This is a genomic window from Paenibacillus pectinilyticus (assembly GCF_001700435.1).
GTDB classification, from domain to species: Bacteria; Bacillota; Bacilli; order Paenibacillales; family NBRC-103111; genus Paenibacillus_E; species Paenibacillus_E pectinilyticus.
Genome location: NZ_LYPC01000030.1, coordinates 114866 through 139163, shown reverse-complemented (window position 1 = coordinate 139163; position 24298 = coordinate 114866). Strand labels below are relative to the sequence as shown.

Here is a 24298-nt window from a genome sequence, read left to right as displayed (position 1 = left end):
GATTATATGGCATGAGGGAAGTTTGCTGGCAGCCAGATCAGAAATGTACTGCCCTCGTCTTTACGCGTCGTCACTTCAACAGATCCATCATGCTCATCGATGATCCATTTGGCAATCGAAAGGCCAAGCCCCGTGCCCGTTGTAACCCCTCTCGATAAATCCGCCCGATAAAATCGATCAAAGATATGAGGAATATCCTCTTTATCCATTCCTATCCCCGTATCCGAGATTCGGATACCGATAAAACTCTCCGTTCGTATGGCTTCCAGCCTAACCGTGCCTGCAGGGGTATACTTAAATGCATTTTCAATAAAAATGAACAGCAACTGTTGCAGATAATCACGATTACCTAGCACCATCGCATCTTCGAGCGCATCTAACTCTCCTACCTGCCACTCGGCGGTATGTTCCAGCAGCTGTGCCCTTCTTGCCACCTCTTGAACAAGGGGTTTGAATTCCACCATGCTTTTCTCCATGATCACACCTGCATCCGCTCTCGCTAATGCAAGCAAATCATTCACCAATCGGCTCATGCGCTGTGCTTCACCTGCAATATCATGCATGGCTTCTAGGGACATCTGTACCTGATCGGGGGTAGCCAACGTTTGTGTGCCTGATGTTTGCTTCCACATCTTCTCTAACAGATCCACGTTGCCGCGAATCGTTGTTAGCGGCGTCCTGAGCTCATGAGAAGCATCCGATACGAATCGACGCTGCGCGCGGTAAGCTTCATCTAATTCCACATACGTGATCTGAATACGCGACAGCATACCATTAATTGTGTTGGTGAGTCTGCCAATCTCATCTAACGGCCCATCATAGTATATGCGCTTCTCCAGATCATCTCCACTGCCGATTTGATCAGCCGCATAAATGACACGTTCGATTGGTTTTAATGCCTTCCGTGCTAAGAACCAACCGAGTGAAGCCGCAACGATAATCGTGAGAATAGCCCAGATGATGAGCGTATAGCGCAGAATTACGGCGGTTCTCTCATAGCTGCCAATCGGTACGGCCGATTGCATGACACCGATGAGATTAGACTTATCATCCCGAATACCAAGATAGTAGATGAGAATATCTTGATTGAGAAACTTGGTTTTCTCAAAGAAACCAGCTTCCGTTTGTAATTTATCGATAACTGCTTGACTCAAGGGCAATGTTTGATTGTAATTTTGCAAATTCTCAGACCGATTATAGCTTTTAAGTAAGACATTATATAATTGTAAGAAGGTATTCGTGGAGATGAAATCTCTACCCTCCAGCTCTAAATCAAGCGTGAGGCCTTTCTTCGAAAGCACATAACTTGTCTGAATACGGCCAGCGCTAATAACTGCTTCTTTCTTCACGTCCTGACGAATTTGATCATAAAGGAAGAAGTTCAGAAGGAAATAGAGCACAATCCCAAATAACAGCATGGTGAGAGCCAATATGCCTGAATACCAAAGCGTCAGCCGCAGGCGGAGGGACATCTTTAATTTTCCCCTCTCATAACATAGCCTGCTCCCCGGACCGTTTGAATCAATCGTTTATGACCAAATTCCTCCGTTTTCTGACGCAATAGTGCGATGTAAACCTCTAACACATTGGACTCCCCGCTGTAATCGTAGCCCCAGATTTTCTCCATAATGACATCTCTTGAAAGCACTCGCTTCGGATTCTGCATAAACAAATGCAATAAATCGAACTCTTTCGTCGTCAATTCAATTAATTTCTCCTCGCGAAACACCTCACGTGTGTCCAAGTCCAAGGTAGCGTCCTCAAAGCTCAAGCGATTGTTCATCTGTTCGGGACGTTCTGTCCGCCTGCGAAGAAGCACACGTACGCGTGCCAGCAGCTCTTCTAAAGCAAAGGGCTTGACCAAATAATCGTCAGCACCCAAATCGAGTCCCTTCACGCGATCACTAATATCATCCTTCGCCGTCAGCATGAGGATCGGCACCTCGCTGCCGCTTTCGCGAATACGTCGAACAACTTCCCAGCCATCCAGCTGCGGCATCATGACATCTAAGATAATAAGCTGAGGCTCTGTCACTAGCATTTGCTTGAGACCCTCTAAACCATTAGACGCTGTATTCACTAAATATCCTTCAAAAGCAAGTCCCCGCCTAAGCATGGACGTGATTTTCTCATCATCATCGATTACCATAATGTTCTCTCTCATTGGTTGGCCCCCATTCTACTTCCTATTGTATCAAAAATAGCGCTTAGCAAAAAGAAGCGGAGCCTGCAAGCTTGCAGCCGCAGACTCCACTTCCTTTGTATGAAAAACTCTCAGGTTCGTTCTGCTTACAGCTTACTGAGCCGGTGTGTCAACAACTGTATTTTTATCGCCAATGGTCACAGGTACTTCCGTACGTTTACCATCTCGAATAATACCGAGTGTCACTTTATCGCCTACTTTGGTACCTTGAACCTTGGTGATCAGCTCTTGCGAGTTTTTAATCTTCGTCCCATTGATATCTACGATGACATCATATTGACGCAGACCTGCTTGGAAAGCTGGGCTCTTACGTTGAACACTGCCAACTAATGCGCCATCTGTGTTAGACAATTTCAATTCGCTAACCCAATCTTGACCGATATCTTGCAGACCTACCCCAATGTAAGGAACCGGTTCTTTCGGGATCGTTACATTGTTTTTCAAGTTATCAAGAACGGAGGAAATGGTGCTTGTCGGAATCGCGAAACCAATTCCTTGTGCTTGCGAGCTTACCGCTGTGTTAATACCGATAACTTCGCCATTCAAGTTAAGCAACGGACCACCGGAGTTACCAGGGTTAATGGAAGCATCCGTTTGCAATAAATGTTTATATTCACGCGTCCCCTTCTCATCAGGGATACTAATTGGACGCTCTTTCGCACTAAGTACACCTACGGTTACGGTGTGGTCGAAACCATACGGGTTACCAATAGCAACAACCCAGTCACCAACGTTAACATCGTCAGCTTTACCAAGTGGAAGGATCGGGAAATCTTTGGTTCCTTCGATCTTGAGCACAGCCAAGTCTAAATCATAGGAGCTGCCTTGCAGTTTCGCCACGAACGGCTTGTCATAACCCTCAACCGTTACTTGCACTTCATCAGCACCATCTACAACGTGTTCATTCGTTAAGATATAGCCTGATTTTTCAAAAATAAATCCAGTTCCCATACCGGCCGGTTGTAGCTCCGTGCTGCCGGAATTGCCTGAACCACTCTTCGGTGTTGTTTGACCGCCACCGCCATTGTCGCCAAAGAACTGGCGGAAGAACGGATCATCGAAAAGTGAATTCCCACCGTTGCTGCGGCTGGATTGCTTAGGTTTCACCAGGGATTCAACCTTTACAATCGCAGGTCCCGCATTTTGTGCAATCGCCGCAATATTACCAGGACGAACAACGTCTAATGCAGCATTCTTCACTTCGCCGCCGTTGCTGTTGGAGCCGCTAGCCACCGTTGAAGCCGAGCTTGAACCTGAAGCCAGCGGTTGGTTGCCTGAGAACATGTTCGTTTTGTCCGCGGTAAACATTAACGCGCCTACAACGACAGCTCCAGCCATGAAAGCTGCGAAAATGCTTTTGACTGAGGAACGTTTCTTCGCATTCGGATCCCAAGCTGCCGGTCCTTGAGGCGCATTCTCAGGTCCAAAACTAAATGGACGCAAAGTCTTAGGAGGCGTTACTTCAACATTCGACGTTCCTTCTGAACTTGAGGAAGACGTTGTAAGGGCTTGCCCTTCACTTTCTTCATTAAATGCGGATTTGTAAGGACCATAGGAATAGTAGTAGGAAGGTCTTTCCTTATTGGGTTCTTGATCATCATTCACACGTGATTCATTGTGGTTATCATTGTTAGTTTCATTATTATCGTTATTCTGCGGCTTGAAAAAGTCGCTATAATCTTTTTTGTTATCGTCCATAGGTCTTACCTCCATTGATTAAAGTTATAAGTGCATGTATTTTTTTGTAGGATCATGTTGTTCTCTATGTGTCTATCATGCACCCACAACCTTAAACGAATATTAAAAAACAATAAAATGGAGGTAAAAATAGGACATTATTTAATGAACCCAAGCACTTTCCACTTTTTGCAAAAGATTTTCGGCTTCTTTCACCCATTTATCCTCAATACCGGCATCGGAATCAAGTGGCGCTTGGAATTGATCTATCAAAGCACCAGCGGTCTCTAAGTCTGCTTCCGAGTCAAGCCCTTCATTATATACGTGTTTGAGTACAAATGGTTTACCAACCTCAACTAGCGCATCCGTCGATTCCGAATCGCCATCAATTCTTCCCGTAACGACTTGAACGGGTATTCGCAGCCATACTTTATGCTCTTCATCTAGAAAACGGTCAAAGTAGCCGTGGTCGTATTCCCAGCCACCGCCCAAATTAAAATCAAATTGTGAAAGTTGGGCACGCACATTGTCAAATGTTTCTTGAACATGCTCTAGTGAGGAAGATAGTGGTTTCATGGGGTCGGACACTCCTTAAGCGCTCATATTAGTTTACTTACGCATAGAATGTGCCAAAATAGCGTTTTTATGTGCGAAAAGTCCCCTCAATTTGTTTCTTCTGTTAAACCCATCCTTTGCGATGAGCGTAAATGGCTAACTGCGTGCGATCATCAAGTTCACACTTCATCAGTAAATTACTGACGTGTGTTTTGACGGTTTTGATACTAATAAAGAGATCTTCAGAAATATCCTTATTGCTTTTCCCCTCGGCAATCAACAGGAGCACTTCACGTTCACGTGCGGTCAACCCTTCTTGTTCAGGCAATTCGCTTCGCTGTCTTATCCCTCTAGTGAGTGCTTGCGACACTTCTGCATTCATAACCGGCATGCCGCGGTAAGCACTTTGGATCGCGTGTATCAATTGATCCGACGATACCGTCTTGAGCATATAGCTAATGGCACCCGACTCAACGGCCTCAAGCACCTTGGCTTCCTCCAAGAAGGAAGTTAACATAACCACTTTCACTTGTGGGAACTTGTCACAAATCAACTTCGTTGCACCAATCCCGTCAAGAACTGGCATGGTTAAATCCATTAGAATAACGTCAGGCAGGTTCGGAATACGTCCATCCTGCAGCTGATCAAAAGCATCTCGACCATTCGATGCCTCTCCCACAACCTCCAGATCAGGCTCCAGTGAGATGTAGGTTCGTAAACCGACGCGAACCATATCGTGATCATCAACAATCATAACTTTGATAGTCGTACTCATTCTTGTCTTCCCCCTGAATGTGCTGTAAATCGCGGGATGCGTACACGCACGCGAGTTCCAGACCCTAATTTACTATCGATTTCCACTTCGCCACCTAGCTTCTGTGCGCGTTCTCTCATCGTGGACAAGCCATGGGAAGCAGAAGGAATATCTCTTCGTTCAAAGCCTTGACCATCATCTTGCAATTGCAGCACATATTGGTGCTCTCTTTCATAAATGGCTAACCTTACTTGCTTGGCAGACGCATGCTTGATGACATTCGCCAACCCCTCCTGGATAATCAGGAAAAATTGATGCTCGATCGCTTCAGAAATGGTTTCAGGCAGTGAAACATCAAGTTGACCCTGGAGTTCATGGGTCCGGCAATATTCCGGGAACCATTTCTCCAGGGCTTCTTGTAAGCTCATATCTTTCAATTCGATCGGTCTTAGCTGTGAGATGAGCCCTCGCATCTGTTTCTGCGCATGATGCGACATTTCGATTAGTTGATTCATCAAGGCCGGCGCAGCCGTTTGGTTCCGCTCCAAAACTTTAGGAAGCGAAGAAGCCGACATATGGATAGCGAACAGCTCCTGACTTACCGTATCATGAAGGTCCCTTGCCAGTCTGCGTCTTTCCTCCATCACGGCATTCTCCGTTAGTTCCTGATCCCGAATCGCTTCGGCTTCGCCGAGCTTTTGTAACAGTTGAACACGTTCTTCGATCGCAGATGCCATACTATTAAATGCATCATATAAGTATAAGAAGGGCTCGACAGGCTCCATTTCAATGCGAACGGAGAAATTCCCTTTGGACAATTCCAGCATCGCAACATGCAATTCATCAACTTTACGCTGCCATCTTCTAGTCGCAATGTAACCAACTGTCAAGCAAACCACTAGAATGGCGATGACGAACCACATCCGGAATTCCCACGAAGTAAGGTCCTGCTGATAATATTCAAGGGCGATATAAATACCTGAAACTGTCAGTATGCCTGAAATCAGAAAGTAATTCAGCAGCTGCCACTTCATATTGAACATTCGCAATTTGTACATGCTCCATCCTTAACCTATCTTTTTAATAGTAATATCGCCAATAAACATGCTGGTCGTGACAATAATTTTGCGTTCAGCTTCCTCATAATGAGAAGTTTGTGTTCTCACACTGCGTAGAAATCCACTTTCGCGACGATCAAGCACTTTCATATCACCAATAAATGAGCTGGCCATGACACGAACTTCCACATCCATGTCGTTCGGTATAAAGATTTTCACATCGCCGATAAATGCTGTAACATGAATCGCTGTCTCGCCACGCGGAATCGATGCACGTGTTAAATCAATAACGGAATCTCCGATAAAATGAGAAATCTGAATCGGCTTTAACTCCCAAGCCTCTTGGCCAAGATGAACATCTCCGATAAAGCCATGGCGGTGAAGAACATCGCCCGAGTCAAAGTTACGCACAAAGCCATCATATTTATGATCATAGTGATGATCAAAGTTTGGCTTCTTCGATAAGTTAGGACGGATCGGGCGCGCTTGAGGCTCGTGATTCCCCATTTCCTCCGAGTTGAGTTCGTCAGAAGACTTCCAATTCTTCAAATCATCTTCCGGATATTTCCCATGAATATCTTTCAACACTTCCTTTTCCTCATCGGTTAGGCCATATTTCACATGACTCGTGGAGGTAAGGTCCTCTTCCTTCTTAGGTATAGTTGATGACGCTTTGGATGAATGCCAACTACTTGAATCCCATTGTTTCCCGTGATGTGCGTGTCTTTCTCGATGGAGTTCACGTCTTTCTTCGCGACGTGCCATCCGGATATCTACTCTGGCTTTTCTCATTTCATCTCTTGCTTTCTTAATAGAAGGCCAATCTGGCGACTCTTTCTTACTCGGTCTAAAAATCACATTTAAACCAAAGAATATAAGCGCGATGGGCGCTAGAAATTTAAACATTTCACCAAGCGACAGCTCTGTCAGGTTTAAATTTTTGAGCAGAAAAATCGTCCCAACGCCACACATGACCAGACTGCCTATGGATCCACCCCAATGGTTCCTACGCTGCGTCACGAATCCAACCAGTCCGTAAAAAATAAGTATGGCAGGCCAATACGTGGAAAACATATAGGCAACATCGACATGAATGATACCTAATTGATTTAGTAAAAAGAGCGCGCCCGCGGCTACGAGAACAAGCCCCCAGATCATTCTTTGAAACATATGCGGATTCATACGTTCTTCCTCCATTTGTGTGAAGCGTTGTTAAGATATCTCTAGTTTATAAGATCAAGGTTCGATTGAAAAGAGACGTTGGATTGAACAAGTCCTCAGCCTTAAGACCGATATGTGAAGACCAACTCTAATAATACCTCACATGACTGTAAGATAAGACGAACAAACCTCATCTCATGTTATATATTCTTACGTATTCCGTTGACATGCTTATCATGAGAACCGTATAATTGGTGCTGAGAACGCAAGTATTGTAAGGGGAGAATACAGGAATGGATCAAATCCAACAGCTTACTTCTGGCCTGGATACCATCTGGGTTGTTTTGACTGCTGCAATGATTTTATTAATGGAAGGCGGATTCGCCTTACTTGAAGCAGGTTTTGTTAGGCAAAAAAATGCCGTTAGTATCATAATGAAAGTATTTGTAGATATCTCCTTTGGTGCCCTCATCTTTTACTTTGTTGGATTTGCCCTTATGTATGGCAAAGATGCCGGAGGATTCATAGGCACAACAGGTTTTTTCATGGGAGGCGATTTATCCCACATCGCCTTAACCATCTCGCATGAAACCTATTGGTTATTCCAATGCGCCTTCGTTATTGCTGTTATTTCAATTGTATCGGGTGCCGTTGCAGAACGCATCAACTTTCGCGCATATATTCTTTATACGATAGCCATGACTGGATTAATCTATCCGATTGCCGGTCATTGGGTATGGGGCGTTCATGGCTGGCTCGGCAAACTCGGCATGGTCGATTTCGCGGGTTCAGCCGTCATTCATGGACTCGGCGGTTTCTCAGCTCTCGCTGCCGCGCTGCTTATCGGCCCACGCATCGGCAAATTTTCTCCAGATGGATCTGCCAACATCGTTCCTCCGTCTAATTTGCCACTCGCTTCTGTTGGCGCCTTCATTCTTTGGTTCGGTTGGTTTGGCTTTAACTCTGGGAGTACATTAAGCGCTACCAATACTTCGATTGGCCATATTGCAGTAACAACCATGTTATCTGCAGCCGCAGGTTGTGCGACTTGTATCTTGTTCACCATGATGCGCTATCGCAAAGCAGATCCACCCATGGTTATCAATGGCGCACTCGCAGGACTCGTTGGCATTACCGCAGGCTGTGCTTTCGTTAGTGATGTTGCAGCTATCTGTATAGGCGCCATATGTGGCATCGCCATGGTCTACGCAACGGAAATTCTAGAATCCAAACAGATTGATGATCCCGTAGGCGCCTTCCCTGTTCATGGTATCAGCGGAAGCATAGGGACACTTGCTGTCGGGTTATGCGCGAAACCTGACACGATTCGTGAAGGAACAGCCGGCTTATTCTATGGCGGCGGCTTACATCTCTTAGGTGTACAGGCATTAGGGCTAGTCACCGTCTGTGTTTGGGGATTCCTTATGACGTGGGTTTTCCTGAAGTTAATTAAAATGATCGTCCCTCTTCGTGTAAGTCGCGATGAGGAACTCGTTGGGCTGGATGTTGGTTCACACGGGGTTCCTGCTTACAGCCAAGAAGAAGGATTCCTAGATTTGCAGCATTTGAAGAACAATCAATAATCCGTGAAATTCTTATATTAGAAAAAGAAGAGGACGCTGCAACCGCAGTGTCCTCTTCTTTAATTAAGAAAATATATCTTCGAGTTCGTCCGGAACCGTGATGTCGTCTCCCGGCTTAGAATCTTTCATGATCTGTCTAGCAACCTCAATTTCAGCACGAAGCTTTCTCACTTGCTCCATAGGTTTCTTCACATAATGAATATACTCAACAGCAAGATGATGATCTGGCTTCTTCCCAGAGAGCATGCGACGAAACGATGACATTGTTTGATAAGCCCGTTCTTCCTTCATTCTCTTGACCTCGTATCGCTCAACAACCTGCTCAATCTCGCGAGCCTGTTGTTCTTTGCGTGCAATATAAGCTTCCAAGAAGGGAAGTACCTCTGCAGCTTTCCTAGGTGCTCTTAATGGCTTTCCATCCGAACGTAAAGCTTGTAGCATGATCCTTCACCTATCTTTCCGTGTCAAGAATTATAACAGTAATCTTATTTTACACTAAAAAGACGGGTTTGAGAACAATTAATTTAACACTAAATCGATTCCTACGACGCCAATTGGGTTCCCCATGTCATCTATGATCGATTTGGACAGCGTAATGCATGGTTTTTTCGTAATAGCTGACACGTACTCTTCCGAAACGAAGAGCTCACCTGCCATCGCGCGCTTCCACCACTCTCTCCCTTTGGCGTTCACCAATCCTGCCTCTGGCTGCGAGAAGATAAAGGTGCCATCTCCACGGTTTGACCAAATCGCTTCAATACCCACGGTTTTCTTCAGAATACCTTGCAAATGGGAAGCATGTTTATCTTCCACCAATGATTTGATATCCGGGACCCGAACAAGGGCATTCAGCAATTGTTTCATTTCTTCAATATTCACACGAACCGTTCCTTGCTTACTCTTCAAACCGACCGCTTGAATGGCTTTGATAAGCTCTGAGGAAGAACGATCTAAATTTTGATTGATGTGCTGAAGCCTTGAGACTTCTTGACGTTGCTTTTTCATCTGATCGAGCGTATGTTCAACACTCGACATCGTTTCATTCATCAAATCAACGACCTCACCAAGTGAAGATCTGGTTCCCGTAACAAGAGAGGACTGTTGTTGCGTCGAACTTGTTGTGCTTGCAACAAGGCTATTCACATGAAGGATCAACGAGAAAATCGTATCGATCTTTCCTTTCATCACCTTCATTTCATCAATCCCATGGATGACGGAGGCTTTCTCCTCAGCTACTGCAGCAACGACCTGCGAAACGCCGCTCTCGATATCTGCCAGCAGCTCCGAAGACTTCTGAACAGCTTCATGACTTTGTGCGGCCAGCTTCTTAATTTCCTGTGCCACTACCGAGAAACCTCTGCCGTTCTCACCGGCTCTCGCCGCTTCTATCGAAGCATTTAAAGCCAGCAGTGAAGTTTGATTCACGACTTCAGTAATAAACATATTGATTTCTTCAATCTTGGACGTATGTTCGGTTAGATCCTGAATCTTCTTCTGCATCGTATCATTGTTCACATGCAAATCGTTCATGACCTCGTCCGTTGCATTCAGTGAGCGGCATACATCAACGACGGTGTCTTTGGTCTGCTCGCTTTCCCTATGCATATGTAATGACGAATCCAAAATCTGGTCTGCAGCTGCAGCCACTTGCTGAATCGCCGCAAAAGCTTCTTGCAGCTGTCCAGCGGCGTGCTCGCTTCTTCCCTTTAATTCTTCTTCCCCTTGGATCGATGCATCTGCGATTTGAAGCAAATGACTGATAGAGCGATTCACTTCTTCTACCGCCGCCGCTAAACGATCTGCAACAACTTGCGACTCCTGGATGAAGGTACGAAATTGTTCTTCGTGAGCAACACTTCCCTGTTGTGCCCGCGATGACGCCCCAGATCGAATCAGGGCGATACTTCCCATCAGCAGCAATATGGCTAAACTAGCAGCCGTGAGATAGGTTGAATCGACAAATAAAGCGGATACATTCACTGCAACGCCAAGAAGTATAAAACCATAAAACCAAGCTTTTTGCTTTGAATCCGTCGACATCAGCAACTGGAACTCCTCCCAAAAGGAACCAAAATGTTAGTTTTTGTTACATTATATCGAATTTAGGAGAGCTTGAACAGCAATAAAAAACGGAGACCCTCTCGGATCTCCGTTTTTCGTGTAACCTATTTTTTATTTATTTTGATTTTGTGTGTTAGATTGTTGCTGCTTGCTAGGTACCGCTGTTTCTGTAGCAAATTCTACGTCTTGCGCTGCTTTCTTGTTGCTCTTGTTCTTTGCCATCTTCAATCACCTCCTGTATGCTTATGGTTTCCCAAACAGGATTTTTTATGAGTTTCTTTTTTCAAAAAATTGACCACTCACAAAGCTTTAGCAGGGGCTAGAATCTCATCCTTTAACTGATTCCAAATGACCTCAGTCACTTTTCCATTCCCTTGTTTTACAATAAACACCTTGACGGTCTTCTTACCCCACTCTTTGTAAACCTGATCCTTCGTGTCAAAATACAGATCAATCTTCTTGCCTTTAATCGCACTGCCTGTGTCGGCAACAACACCATACCCATAGCCCGGTATGAACAAAACCGTTCCTAAAGGAAACACCTTCGTGTCTGCCGCGATCGTTGATAGGGCTTTATCATCCCGCTTCACCTTAATACCCGAATACGTAATCCCATAGGTTGGATGATTCGGACTTTTACCCGTGGATTCCTTACCAGCGAAATAACCAGTTGCAGTCACTTCAACGGCCTTGTACTTCGATAGATCTGAATCTATTTTCGGAACAAAGCGGTAACTCACTTGTTGTTGACGCTCTTGCGCAACAGGCATAGCAACTGAAATCGCGGGTCCTGAAGGATATCCTTGTTGCTGATCTCGTATATGGGTAGCGGAATTTGCCGCCCTATGGTTACCTTGATTGCTAGCCTCTTCTCCGAAAAAAACGATCAAAACCGTTAGCATCATCCATGCGAGTATCCATTTAGACTGCACCTGTGCATTGGTTGTTCTCATTCCTTAAAACCTCCCCCTACTAAAGCAGGTTGTCCATTCCCTTGCATCAATAAACCTCCACATACAGACTCACTGCATAAGGTGCCCTCCTTTAGCTATCTTATGCACCTTTGGGAGAACGCAAAAAAGCAGAGAAGTGAAGTCACTTCTCTGCTTCTTATAGGAACAAATGGGGATTACAGTTTGTTTTTAATTTCTTCTTGAATCAGGTTAATAACTTCAGCAATCGGTTGTGTACCTAGATCACCTTGACCGCGTTTACGGATGGACAAGCTTTCGTTCTTCACTTCGTTCTCGCCAACGACGAGCATGAAAGGAATTTTCTCCAGCTGGGCTTCACGGATTTTGTAACCGAGCTTCTCATTGCGATTATCCGCTTCTACGCGAATACCAGCTTCTCTTAGTTGCTCTGTCACTTGGTTGGAGAATTCCTCAAACGCAGGAGATACTGGAATTACTTTCGCTTGTGTCGGCATTAACCAAGTTGGCAGGGCACCCGCGAAATTCTCAAGCAAGAAAGCCGTCATACGCTCCATTGTGGAGATAATTCCTCTGTGAATAACGACTGGACGGTGCTTCTGACCATCTTCCCCTGTGTACTCCAATTGGAAACGCTCAGGCAGCAAGAAATCGATTTGCGCTGTGGAAAGTGTTTCTTCTTTTTTGAGAGCAGTTTTGATTTGAACATCCAGCTTAGGGCCGTAGAACGCTGCTTCACCTTCAGCTTCGTAGAACGGCAAGCCTAGCTCTTCTACAACCTCACGCAGCATGCGTTGGGAAGTTTCCCACATTTGATCATCGTTGAAGTACTTCTCAGTATCCTTCGGATCACGGTAGGAAAGACGGAAACGATAGTCTGTAATGCCGAAATCTGCGTATACTTGACGGATCAAGTTCACAACACGGGAGAATTCTTCTTTGATTTGATCCAAACGGCAGAAAATATGCGCGTCATTCAAAGTCATCGCACGCACGCGGTGCAAGCCAGTCAAAGCTCCAGACATTTCATAACGGTGCATCGTGCCAAGCTCAGCAATACGGACCGGAAGATCACGGTAGCTGCGCATCTCACTCTTATAAACCATCATGTGATGAGGGCAGTTCATAGGACGCAGAACAAGCTCTTCATTGTCCATGACCATTTTGGGGAACATGTCTTCTTGGTAGTGCTCCCAGTGTCCAGAAGTCTTATACAACTCAACATTCGCTAGAACCGGTGTGTACACGTGCTGGTAGCCTAGACGTTCTTCCAAATCCACAATGTAACGCTCCATTGTACGTCTCAGCTTCGCACCATTTGGCAGCCAAAGCGGTAAGCCTTGTCCCACTTCGCGGGAGAAACCAAACATTTTCAACTCGCGGCCCAATTTACGGTGATCACGCTTTTTCGCTTCTTCCAAAAGGTGCAAATGCTCATCCAACTGCGCTTTCTTAGGGAAAGCTGTGCCGTAAATACGTTGAAGCATTTTGTTCTTGGCATCGCCGCGCCAGTAAGCACCAGCTACGCTCAACAATTTGAACGCTTTGATACGGCCAGTGGATGGCAAATGCGGTCCGCGGCACAAGTCAAAGAACTCGCCTTGGTCGTAGATCGTCAATACAGCGTCTTCCGGTAAATCACGGATCAATTCCAACTTGAACGGATCTTCCAATTCTGTGAAAATGCGAATCGCTTCCTCACGGGAAACAACACGGCGCGTAATCGCTAAGTTTTCGTTCGAGATGCGTTCCATTTCCTTTTCGATTTTGATCAAATCTTCTGGGTTCAAGGGTGTTTCCAAATCGATATCATAATAGAAGCCGTCCTCAATGACTGGACCGATTCCTAGTTTAACTGCTTTGTTGCCATAAATGCGTTTGATCGCTTGTGCCATCAAATGCGCTGTGCTGTGACGGTACATTTCCAAGCCCGCTTCGCTATCTAAAGTCAGGATTTCGACATCTGCATCGTTGTCTAAAGCAAAAGATAAATCAACGGATTTACCGTTAACTTTACCGCCAACGGCATTTTTCTTCAGTCCGGACGAAATGGATTCCGCCACTTGCTCAATTGTCGTACCTACTGCATATTCTCTTACTGCGCCATCTGGTAATTTCACTTGTACAACCATCTTCGTTGCCTCCTAATTTGTGTTAATAAAAATGAACGCAAAAAAGCACACTACATCCCATAAAGGGACGAGTGCGCTCAGCTCGTGGTTCCACCCTAGTTCGATTCGCTCCTATCCAAGGGATAAGTCGAATCCTCATCAGCATTCGTTAACGGGAATGATTCCGGTACTGTATAGTATCGGACCTGCAAATCAGGCCGAATTCCACAATACGGCTACAAAGGGGTAAACAATCCGATTCGCTGAAGGAGATTGCAGCCTGGTCTCCTCTCTCTGAGCAGTTCATACAGAAAGTTCTTGTCTTTGATACTAACGCCTTCGTTCACTATTATAAATGGCGAGCGGGGCAAGGTCAAGGGGATAGTTGATCCTGCTTCTTCGTGTCGCCGAGATAGAGGTCACACGTGCGGCAATAACCGCAAACCGTTGTACGATCTTCAAAGATCTGCCGAATCGTTTTGATGATCGTAAGCTCAGGGTCACGCGTATGAATAACAATGTTGGCCGGAGAGACCGTAATGAGCGTGCTTACAATCATATCCTCAAAATTGATATCCTTCTCCAGCATTTCCATTCGAAAACTTGCGTCAAATTCATTCGCGTCTATAGGCTCCATCCGGTCATTCAAAATGACAAACTCATGTCCACCTTTGTGAATGAGATGTGCCGCGGGAATCTTAGCTTCCTGAATATAGACGAAGTATTGCAAGAGTGAAATGAATTCCTGATACTGCCGATCCATCATAAATTCGTCAATCGCGTACTCCGCGATTTCACGCAGTTCTTCCTTGTATTCCTGAAGGCGGAATTTAATAAAGCCATCTAAGCTAAGATGAGGCTTCTCCTCCAGTAAACCACTCAAAAGCTCCTTCAGTATCTGAATCCGACGGATACGACTTGGACTACTGCTCATTAGCGGCAGACCATCCACGTCACTCTCCTGGATCAAGGATTGCTTGCAGTACCCTTCAATGGCGATTAGATCAGATTCTTTCTCGTATTTAAAATCCTTTGTGATCAGATTGCGCAGGATCTCCGATTCCTTGTCCGCAACAATGTGGCTAGCCAAGGTCTCTGCCAGGCATGCTCTCACCTGATCCTCATGAACAAACGGGTCATGAAGAACACTCCCCGCCTCCACTTCCACATAAATAAAAGCACGTGTTTCACACCAAGTGTAAGTAGCCGTTAAGCCATTTTGGACGATATGTAAATGCTGCAGCGCTTGATTGACCTTCGCGCTTAGCGAACGTACATAGGATTCCTCGACATTGATCAGGGCAATTGCAAACAGTTCCATGTGCTCACTCCTTCCATCTATGCATCCTCCTTTTAAGAGTATATGGTCGATAGGTGGGAGATATACAACGAACAATTTGCCATTTGCGGAAGGGATTTGGGCATGCAAAAAAGGAGCAGCACTAGGCCGCTCCTCATGAAAGTAAATAGGCGTGTTACAGCTCCATTAGAGCCTTCACGAGCAAGAAAGGGAGGACACCAATAGAGACAAAAGCATACAGGAATCCTTGCACAAAACTTTTAAACAGTTTCACAAAAATCACTCCGATCTTCGATCCCAAATTTGTGGTGTTCCCTCATTGTACGCTTATTGACCGATGGTTACCTGAAGATTAGATTAAAATTATGCGTATTGGAAAAAAGAAGCAGCCGCGGCTGCTTCTTTAAGATAAGTATGAATATTAACTCTATGATTTAAGTGGGAATTTTCATACTATTTTAATATAGTTATTGTATCATTTAGTCAAAGGAGTGATGGCAATGATCTCTTTTAACTACAATGAATGGCTGGATGAATACAATGACTGCTTAACCCTTTTTGAAATGTTTGGCGATGAACATTATTTGCTAGAAGCCACCGAAGTTCTCCATAGTCTTAAAGCTGTTCTAAGACGCATAGATCACAATACTAAACTTACACAATGCATTAACAACGATGTGTGTCGCAACTATAAGTATATTTTATCGGAAGATTTTTGATGAACATAGACAAGGGTATCTGTAAAAAGTGTGACTAACGCATTTAAGCGATGGTCACTTTATTTGTATAGATGAGCTTATCGAGACTTACCTCTTGACGACAGCCAAGCCATTGTAACGCAAAAAGACGCCTATCAATTTTTAAAATTGATAAGCGTCTTTATCATACATCATCTTAGTTCTGCATCACAAAATCACGATCAATCTTCACATTCTCGTCGTCAAACACGCGCAGAATCTGATACTTCGTATTCCGCTGCGCTGGGATTTTACCCGCTTGACGGATGATGTCCAGCGTCGAGGACACGTTGACCTTATGCGTAGTGCCCGCGGCGGATACGACGTTCTCCTCGATCATCGTGCTGCCGAAGTCGTTACAGCCGTAGCTTAGCGTCTGTTTACCAACCTCAGGTCCCATCGTGACCCATGAGGATTGGAAGTTCGGCACATTGTCCAGCATAATGCGGCTGATGGCCAATGTTTTCAAATATTCTTCAGGCGTCACTTTCTCCGCCTTCATGTTCGTGTTGTCCGGTTGGAACGTCCACGGGATGAAAGCTAAGAAGCCCGGTGTGTTCAGCTTCTGCAGAAGCACATCGTCCTGCGCATCACGGATGCGCAGCATATGAAGCGCGCGCTCTTCCATGGATTCGCCGAAGCCGATAACCATTGTTCCTGTTGTGTGCATGCCGATCTTGTGAGCGGTTTGCATCACGTCCATCCAATCGCGCCACGAACCTTTGAGCTTCGAGATCTTACGACGCGTGCGGTCATCAAGGATCTCAGCACCGCCGCCAGGCAAGGAATCAAGCCCTGCTTCGTGCAATTGGCGAACGACTTCCTCCAGTGACAAGCCGTCAGAAACATCTTTCATTTTCATAATTTCAGCGGGTGAGAAGGAATGCATCGTGATATCAAAGCGCTTCTTAATCTCGCGCAAAATATTCGTATAATAACTGAAAGGCAGATTCGGATTCGTACCGCCTTGCATCAAAATTTCTGTGCCATCCACATCCAACGTCTCTTGAATCTTCTGGAAAATCGTCTCATCCGGCAGAACATAACCTTCCTTCGAACCTGGAGGGCGGTAGAACGCACAGAATCGGCAATACACATCACAAATGTTCGTATAGTTAATGTTCCGCCCAATCACGAAAGTCGTGATCGGATCCGGGTGCCATTTCTTCATAATCTGATTGGCGGTGTCGCCAATTTTCTCTATTTGATCGGATTCGAATAGCGTAATACATTCTTCTACATCAATTCGTCCGCCTGCTTGTGCTTTATTTAAAATGCGATCGATCGGTTTCACAGTAGATCACTCCTTTACTTTCTGAAGGCTCGTATCCAATTATCGTACCATATTCATGCCAAAAAAGCAGCACAGGGCTGCTTTTTCCAGTCGTTATTCCTAGCTAAATATGAATAATTTCTGAATACAGAGGCGGTTAACCTCGCAAGGCTTGTTCCAAATCTTCAATAATATCCTCGATATCTTCGAGTCCTACCGAGTATCTCACAAGACCGTCTGTAATCCCACGCAGCAATCGAACTTCCTTCGGCATCGCAGCATGCGACATCATCGCTGGATACGATAAAATACTTTCGACTGCACCTAAGCTTACGGCTACAAGTGGAATCTTCACTTTACTCAGCAATTTCTTCGCTTTCTCGCCAGATCCAACGTCAAATGAGACGACAGCTCCGTAGCCTAGCGACTGCTTCTCGTGAATTTCACGGCCTGGGTGGTTAGGAAGACCTGGGTAGTAGACCACATCAATATCAGGCTGCTCGGTCAGCCATTGCGCTAATCTGCGAGCACCTTTCTCGGACATTTCCATACGAGCTTGCAAGGTTTTCATACCGCGAATGAGCAGCCATGAATCTTGGATACCGAGCACGTTCCCCATGCCATTCTGAATTTGCTTCATCCGACGGCCCAGACTGTCATTCGCTACAACAGCTAGCCCAGCTAGAACATCACTGTGCCCGCCAAGGAATTTCGTTGCGCTATGCAGCACAATATCGATCCCTAGCTCGATTGGACGCTGATGATACGGTGTCATGAAGGTATTATCCAGCATCGTAAGTAAATCATGCTCTTTGGCAAATTTAGCAACCTCACCAATGTCTGTGATGCGGAGCGTAGGGTTCGAAGGCGTTTCGATGAACACAGCTCTCGTGTTGGAACGAAGCGCCGCTCTCACCTGAGCGATGTCCGTCATGTCGACAAACGTGGATTCCACGCCCATGCGATTCATAATCGTCGTCAGTAAGCGATACGTACCACCGTATACATCTTCCGTACAGATCACATGATCGCCCTGTGACAAAAGCATTAACGCTGATGAAATCGCGGCCATCCCCGAAGCGAATGCGAATCCACGCGTACCGCCTTCTAATAAAGCTATATAATCTTCCAATGCTTGACGCGTTGGATTACCTGATCGTGTATAATCATACTCTTGATTAGCATCCACATCGGCTTGATGAAAGGTCGAAGCTTGGTATAACGGAACACTGGAAGCTCCTGTTGCTTGGTCAATTTCACCGCCAAAATGGATCAGTTTGGTTGCAAATTTGCCATGGGGCTTGCGTTGTTCTTTATCTGAAGAATGGCTCATGATTGTGAAGCTCCTTCCAACTCGGCTTGTGCCGCTTGCAGGGCATTGGACAGATCCCCAATGATATCATCGACATGCTCAATTCCTACGGAGAAACGTAGCAGACGGTCATCGACACCAATTTGCTGTCTAATTTCAAGCGGAATATCCGCATGGGTTTGTACGGCTGGGTACGTCATCAAGGATTCCACACCGCCTAAGCTTTCCGCGAAAGCAATCAGCTTAATGTGACGAAGAATTGGCTCAACTAAACGAGCATCATTTACTTTGAAGGAGAAGATCCCTGTGTTACCGCTGGATTGCTTGTTTTGAATCGCATGACCAGGGTGTGACTCAAGCGCCGGATAGTACACATTGGAGATCAGCGGGTGCTCTAATAAGAAGTTCGCAATCGCTGTAGCATTCTGTTCATGACGCTCCATGCGAAGCGCTAGAGTTTTCATCCCTCTCATAAGCAGCCAGCTGTCTTGCGGCCCGAGCACAGCGCCAATGGAGTTATGAAGGATCGCCATTTGCTCCGAAAGCTCTTTGCCCTTCGTTACGATCAAACCGGCAAGCACGTCATTATGACCGCCCAAATATTTCGTCGCACTGTGAATAACAATATCCGCACCAAGCTCAATTGGGCGTTGCAGGTATGGCGTAAGCAACGTGTTATCAACGATGGATACGATGCCCTTTTTACGGGCCCACGTACAGACAAGCTCGAGATCCGTAATCATCATGAGCGGGTTCGTTGGTGTTTCGATAACGAGACCTTTTGTATTCGCTTGGTACGCACCTTCTAGGGCATCCAAATCGTTCGTATCAACGTACGTAGCGGTTACACCGAAACGGGACATAATTCTTTCTAATAGGCGATACGTACCGCCATATAAATCCAAGGAAACGATCAAATGATCACCTTGGCTGAAATAAGCGAAAATCGTTTGCAAGGCTGCCATTCCTGAGGAACAAGCAAAGCCAGCATCACCGGATTCGAGCCCCGCGATCGCATCTTCAAGCACTTTACGGGTTGGACTTTTGGTACGCGCATAGTCAAAGCCCGTGCTTTGCCCTAGCTTAGGGTGGCGAAATGCAGTTGCTTGATAAACGGGAAAGCTTACAGCACCTGTCACAGGTTCTTCAATGGAGCCAATTTGAGCGAGACGACTTTCGATTTTCAACAAGGGAATTCCTCCTCAAGGTATGGGTATGGATGCGATTTCTAGTTCAATTACAATTGCGAACTTGCCAAGCTTTCATTAATATTAACGGTTAGTTCAAACGGCGTTTCTTGATATACATAATAGTTCAGCCAGTTCGAGAACAGCAAGTTCGCATGCGCTCTCCACGTATTATAAGGCATTCTACTTGGATCGTTATTCGGATAATAATTGTTCGGAATGTCGATTGGCAGCCCTTTGCTCACATCGCGATCATATTCCCACTTCAAGGAGCACGCATCATATTCGGAATGTCCGGTTACGAAAATATGCTTCCCATCTCGCGTTGCAACGATATATACGCCAGAGTCATCGGATTCTGCTAAAATTTCCAAATCTGGACATCGTTCAATATCTTCTCGACTAATATCGGTGTGGCGAGATTGCGGCACATTGAACACTTCATCAAAGCCGCGCAGCAGCTTCGTGTTCGGGACACTTACCGTGTGAGGGAAAACACCGAACATTTTCTTCTCAAGCGCATATTTCCGAACACCGAAATGATGATATAAACCGGCTTGAGCAGCCCAACAGATATGCAAGGTGGACGTCACGTTACGCTTGCTCCATTCCAAAATCTGCGTCAGCTCTTCCCAGTAGTTCACATCCTCAAAATCCATTTGTTCCACGGGCGCACCGGTAATAATCATACCATCTAGCTTATCGTCTTTGATATCATCAAAGGTTTTATAGAACATATCTAAATGCTCGAGTGAAGTATTCTTGGACGTATGTGTCTTGGGGTGAAGAAGCACGAACTCCACTTGCAGTGGCGTGTTCCCGATCAAGCGCAGCAACTGCGTCTCCGTCGTTTCCTTTGTCGGCATTAAATTAAGCAGGGCAATGCGAAGTGGACGTATATCCTGGTGATACGCGACGGATTCATCCATGGTGAAGATGTTCTCTTGGTTTAAAATTTCTTTGGCAGGCAGGTTGTCAGGAATCTTGATCGGCATCCTGTTCACTCCTCTTCTTTAGTTTGAGTTTGATCAAAGGCCTATATGAACGCAAAAATGACCTTCTCTGGAATCAGAGAAAGGCCATAGAAAATCAAAGTCAATGTCCTTCTCTTATCTCCCAGATTCGCTGTAAACAGCGTTTCCGCAAGAATTAGCACCGTGCTCCCCTTTGGATTACAAAGGTTTGTCGGTTGCCGGGTGTCATTGGGCTAGTCCCTCCACCTACTCTTGATAAGAAAACGTAACGTATGCGATTAGCATTATCATACTATAAATTGAACTAAAGTCAAGATGGTCAGCTTGTTCCAATTTAAAGGAATTGCAAATTTCTTGAATTGATGTAAATTCCATTTCTTTATGATACAATATGTATCAATAAATAGTGTTTAATTTTATCAAAAGAAGGTTAACTATGTAGGTAAAAGAACTTATCAAGAAATGAGGGATCTTCATGTCCACCCAAACAACGGATAATTTCTCGGCATTCGCTTCCTTGCATCGCTTCTTTTCCCTGATTGAAACCACCAAACCAACGCCAGAACAAGCCGATAAGGCTGTCTCACAGCTTTACCTGATTTATGGAGCAACAAGCGAAGAGGATCTGATGGAGCGCGGCGCACCCGAGTTAATTCAAATGTATTTGGAGATTAAAAATAAAATTCTAAGTGCCGCCATGTAAGTTATGGCGGTTATTTTTTTGGCACAGGCCTAGCCTTTTTTCCATACGATATCAAAACGACAAATTCCCTTATTTCATCAAACTTTTTGGCTTGAAACGGGATATATGAACAGGTATACTAGACAAGTATTCGACACGGACGAAAAAGGAGGGCATACGCTTGGACGGAGACCCGAGGAGTAGCACCTGCAAGGTCAGCAGTACACAATTTCAAACTGTAGGAATGCAGTCGGTTGTCTCTTCATCCCGAGCTATGCTCTTCTAGATGAACATAACCGGCTCATTCCATGCAAAGGGGTGAGCAGATGAAAACACGGTTGGTTCAAAATGGTATTTTTACGCTTGTTGATGACGTGACCGCTGCGCTTACACCGCCTAGTCAAGGTTTCTATTGGATTGATGCGGGGATTGAGGATCTGGAATTACTTCAGCCTCTTTTTCATCTGCATGATTTGGCCGTAGAAGACTGTCTAAGTGAGGAAGAACAGCGTCCGAAGATTGAATTTTATGATTCCCATTATTTTATTGTGATTAATAGCATTCGTTTTGATGATGAAGAAATTTTCTTACGCGCACTTAATCTATTCTTAAGCAAACATGTCATTATTACCGTTACACGACAAAAAATTAATGAACTCCGCGCACTCAAACCGTTCCTCTGGGAGGAAGAAGTCAATAGTGCCGATCGTTTCCTTTATCATTTGGTCGATTTAGTCGTCGATAACTATGTGGCCGTCGGTGACCGAATTGAAGCGAAGATTGAGAAGCTGGAAGAAGATATTCTGATGGCGACGAAAAAGACCCATTTGAATGAAATTATTGGACTTCGATCTGAAATTTTGTGGTTGAAAAAGGTACTCGTCCCTCAGCGCGATGTGATCGGAACGCTTGGTAAAAAAGAATTGCGGCTGATCGATCATCAGCTCCAGAAGTATTTCGGCGACATTTATGAAAATGCCGTCAAAATCGTGGATACCTTCGATACGCTCCGCGATCTCATGGGGAACTTACGAGAAGCTTATCAGTCCAGCCTCGCGAACCGTGCGAATGATATCATGCGCGTGTTTACCGCACTGACAACGATCTTCATGCCCTTAACCTTCATTACCGGCGTCTTCGGGATGAATTTCGATAATATATTGGGCCTGCATGTGGCTCACGGCGATGAATTCGTGCTTGCGTTCATGGGCGCGCTTGGTATTGCCATGTATATACTTTTCAGAAAGAAAGAATGGTTATGAACCCATCGGATAGGATATAGGTGACTTCTGGCAGTAAGCTGCGGGGAAGTCACCTTTTTTGCGTCTGCTTATGCTAGCTTAATTTTGACAAACTTACGCTTCCCAACCTGCAGAATGTCGCCATCCTGCGGAGCGATTAGCGCATGAATATCTGTAATTTTTTGCTCGTTTAGTTTAACTGCCCCTTGCTCGATACTACGTCTTGCTTCCCCATTTGACGATTGGAGCGATAAATGGACTAACAGCTTGATAAGGGTGATACTCCCTGCGTCCAAATCACTGCTGATTAAGCTTACTTCCTCCATTTCATCCGGTAACGCCCGCTTCTGAAAAACCGTAATGAAATGCTGTTCCGCTCCTTCAGCAGCTTGCACGCTGTGGTACATGGTCACATAGGCTTTAGCCAGCCTCATTTTGGCATCTCTTGGATGAATGGTACCTGTGGAGAGACCTTCCCGAAGATCCTCCAATTCCTTATGGGATAGGGATGTTGTAAGCTCAAAATATTTGAGCATAAGCGTATCGGGAATGGACATTGTTTTGCCAAAAATATCATTCGGCTGCTCATCGATACCGATGTAGTTGCGCAAGCTTTTGCTCATCTTCTGAACGCCATCAAGGCCTTCTAATAGCGGCATTAGGATCGCCACCTGACCTTCTTTCACCTCGTACGCCCCTTGTAGGGTTCGGCCCATCAAGATATTAAAGGTCTGATCCGTTCCCCCTAGTTCGATATCACTTTGTAAAGAAACCGAGTCGTAGCCTTGCATCAACGGATAGAAAAATTCATGCACATGAATGGGCTGATTCGCCGCATAACGTTTAGCAAAATCATCTCTTTCCAGCATCCGCGCGACAGTTACTTTACCTGCCAGCCGCAGGACATCATCGAAACGAAGCTCACCCAGCCAGGTGGAGTTGTAGTAAAACGTAGTCCTCGTGAGATCCAGCACTTTGGACAACTGGGTCTGGTACGTTTGCGCGTTATGCTTCACATCTTCCTCAGAAAGCTGTTTTCGCGTCTCGGATTTGCCTGTCGGATCACCAATGCGACCCGTAAAATCACCGATGATTAGCTGTACCTCATGGCCCAGATCTTGAAATTGGCGCAGCTTCTGCAAAACGACCGTATGCCCGATATGAATATCTGGCGCGGAAGGATCTAAACCGAGTTTCACTTTTAAGGGAATCCCGGTTATGACGGACTTGATGATCTTCTGTTTGAGCGCATCTTCGGGTACGATTTCTGCTGCACCGCGCTTAAGTATGGCAAGCTGATCCTCTACTTGTTGCTACTGCTCTTCCGATAACTGATCCCATGTAAACATACAATCCCCCCGTTCAATTGGTCAAAATAGCGTACTGAAATGCAAAAAAGACAACCTCAACGTCCACAAAGGGACGAGAGATTGTCTCGCGGTACCACCCTAATTAAAGAGAGCGGATTGCGCGCCAATAGGCATGCAGCTTCTCTTT

Annotated in this window: 19 protein-coding genes, 1 pseudogene, 1 riboswitch and 1 other annotated feature (1 of these 22 only partly in view); of the genes and pseudogenes, 3 read left to right on the top strand and 17 right to left on the bottom strand. The window is 45.4% G+C overall.

The genetic code is table 11. From position 1 onward, the window contains the following. Window positions 1–2: 2 nt before the first annotated feature. The 7 genes from A8709_RS32425 to liaF all read right to left on the bottom strand — a co-directional run bounded on the left by A8709_RS32425 (window position 3) and on the right by liaF (window position 7429). Window positions 3–1472 carry a sensor histidine kinase gene (locus A8709_RS32425; protein ID WP_065859106.1) on the bottom strand — a complete coding sequence of 490 codons (1470 nt, stop codon included), beginning with the start codon at window positions 1470–1472 and terminating at the stop codon, window positions 3–5. Window positions 1473–1474: 2 nt separating this feature from the next. Beyond that, on the bottom strand, window positions 1475–2164 hold the full coding sequence (locus tag A8709_RS32420) for a response regulator transcription factor (RefSeq protein WP_065859104.1): 690 nt from the start codon (window positions 2162–2164) through the stop codon (window positions 1475–1477). Window positions 2165–2296: 132 nt separating this feature from the next. Next, window positions 2297–3901 (bottom strand): S1C family serine protease, encoded by a 1605-nt coding sequence (locus A8709_RS32415; RefSeq protein WP_065859102.1) that lies wholly within the window; start codon window positions 3899–3901, stop codon window positions 2297–2299. A gap of 141 nt (window positions 3902–4042) precedes the next feature. Next, entirely contained in the window at window positions 4043–4456 is a 414-nt protein-coding gene (locus A8709_RS32410; RefSeq protein WP_065859100.1) for a YugN family protein, read from the bottom strand. Window positions 4457–4559: 103 nt separating this feature from the next. Continuing rightward, on the bottom strand, window positions 4560–5210 hold the full coding sequence (locus A8709_RS32405) for a response regulator (protein ID WP_065859098.1): 651 nt from the start codon (window positions 5208–5210) through the stop codon (window positions 4560–4562). Further along, complete coding sequence (locus A8709_RS32400) at window positions 5207–6247, bottom strand: HAMP domain-containing sensor histidine kinase (protein ID WP_065859096.1); 1041 nt, start codon at window positions 6245–6247, stop codon at window positions 5207–5209. Before A8709_RS32400 ends, A8709_RS32405 begins: the two co-directional genes overlap by 4 nt. 9 nt (window positions 6248–6256) lie before the next feature. Then, on the bottom strand, window positions 6257–7429 hold the full coding sequence (gene liaF / locus A8709_RS32395) for a cell wall-active antibiotics response protein LiaF (RefSeq protein WP_065859094.1): 1173 nt from the start codon (window positions 7427–7429) through the stop codon (window positions 6257–6259). Between the two features lie 272 nt (window positions 7430–7701). Here liaF and A8709_RS32390 point away from each other — a divergent pair, with 272 nt between their 5' ends. Then, window positions 7702–8991, top strand: a complete 1290-nt coding sequence (locus A8709_RS32390) for an ammonium transporter (RefSeq protein WP_065859092.1) — start codon at window positions 7702–7704, stop codon at window positions 8989–8991. A gap of 63 nt (window positions 8992–9054) precedes the next feature. Here the strand turns inward: A8709_RS32390 and A8709_RS32385 are convergent, their stop codons facing one another. From A8709_RS32385 to metA, 9 genes are all read right to left on the bottom strand, one after another. After that, window positions 9055–9432, bottom strand: a complete 378-nt coding sequence (locus tag A8709_RS32385; protein WP_065859090.1) for a hypothetical protein — start codon at window positions 9430–9432, stop codon at window positions 9055–9057. A gap of 78 nt (window positions 9433–9510) precedes the next feature. Then, window positions 9511–11031, bottom strand: coding sequence for a methyl-accepting chemotaxis protein (locus tag A8709_RS32380; RefSeq protein WP_084225701.1), 1521 nt, complete (start codon window positions 11029–11031; stop codon window positions 9511–9513). Window positions 11032–11351: 320 nt separating this feature from the next. Continuing rightward, the gene (locus tag A8709_RS35570; protein WP_065859088.1) at window positions 11352–12005 is read right to left on the bottom strand and encodes a 3D domain-containing protein; all 654 of its coding nucleotides are present in this window, start codon (window positions 12003–12005) and stop codon (window positions 11352–11354) included. A gap of 176 nt (window positions 12006–12181) precedes the next feature. Continuing rightward, entirely contained in the window at window positions 12182–14116 is a 1935-nt protein-coding gene (gene thrS / locus A8709_RS32370; RefSeq protein WP_065859084.1) for a threonine--tRNA ligase, read from the bottom strand. A gap of 352 nt (window positions 14117–14468) precedes the next feature. Continuing rightward, entirely contained in the window at window positions 14469–15416 is a 948-nt protein-coding gene (ytxC, locus tag A8709_RS32365; RefSeq protein ID WP_065859082.1) for a putative sporulation protein YtxC, read from the bottom strand. 873 nt (window positions 15417–16289) lie between these two features. Continuing rightward, the gene (gene mqnC / locus A8709_RS32355) at window positions 16290–17426 is read right to left on the bottom strand and encodes a cyclic dehypoxanthinyl futalosine synthase (protein ID WP_065859078.1); all 1137 of its coding nucleotides are present in this window, start codon (window positions 17424–17426) and stop codon (window positions 16290–16292) included. Between the two features lie 136 nt (window positions 17427–17562). Then, window positions 17563–18738 (bottom strand): aminotransferase class V-fold PLP-dependent enzyme, encoded by a 1176-nt coding sequence (locus tag A8709_RS32350; protein WP_065859076.1) that lies wholly within the window; start codon window positions 18736–18738, stop codon window positions 17563–17565. Then, a complete protein-coding gene (locus A8709_RS32345; protein ID WP_065859372.1) occupies window positions 18735–19904 on the bottom strand; it encodes an aminotransferase class I/II-fold pyridoxal phosphate-dependent enzyme in 1170 nt (389 codons plus the stop codon). The genes A8709_RS32350 and A8709_RS32345 overlap by 4 nt, the downstream gene beginning before the upstream one ends. 50 nt (window positions 19905–19954) lie before the next feature. Next, window positions 19955–20899 carry a homoserine O-acetyltransferase MetA gene (gene metA, locus A8709_RS32340; RefSeq protein ID WP_065859074.1) on the bottom strand — a complete coding sequence of 315 codons (945 nt, stop codon included), beginning with the start codon at window positions 20897–20899 and terminating at the stop codon, window positions 19955–19957. A 111-nt stretch (window positions 20900–21010) separates the two neighbouring features. Continuing rightward, window positions 21011–21140, bottom strand: a riboswitch (SAM riboswitch). A 213-nt stretch (window positions 21141–21353) separates the two neighbouring features. On the opposite strand from metA, the gene A8709_RS32335 reads away from it, so the two are divergent. Both A8709_RS32335 and corA read left to right on the top strand, forming a co-directional pair. Beyond that, window positions 21354–21581, top strand: a complete 228-nt coding sequence (locus tag A8709_RS32335; protein WP_065859073.1) for a hypothetical protein — start codon at window positions 21354–21356, stop codon at window positions 21579–21581. Between the two features lie 305 nt (window positions 21582–21886). Continuing rightward, window positions 21887–22822 carry a magnesium/cobalt transporter CorA gene (gene corA, locus A8709_RS32330; RefSeq protein WP_065859071.1) on the top strand — a complete coding sequence of 312 codons (936 nt, stop codon included), beginning with the start codon at window positions 21887–21889 and terminating at the stop codon, window positions 22820–22822. Window positions 22823–22890: 68 nt separating this feature from the next. Here the strand turns inward: corA and tyrS are convergent. Beyond that, window positions 22891–24150 (bottom strand): annotated as a pseudogene (gene tyrS / locus A8709_RS32325) (tyrosine--tRNA ligase). 66 nt (window positions 24151–24216) lie between these two features. Next, window positions 24217–24298: a binding site (T-box leader), on the bottom strand (it continues 175 nt past the right edge of the window).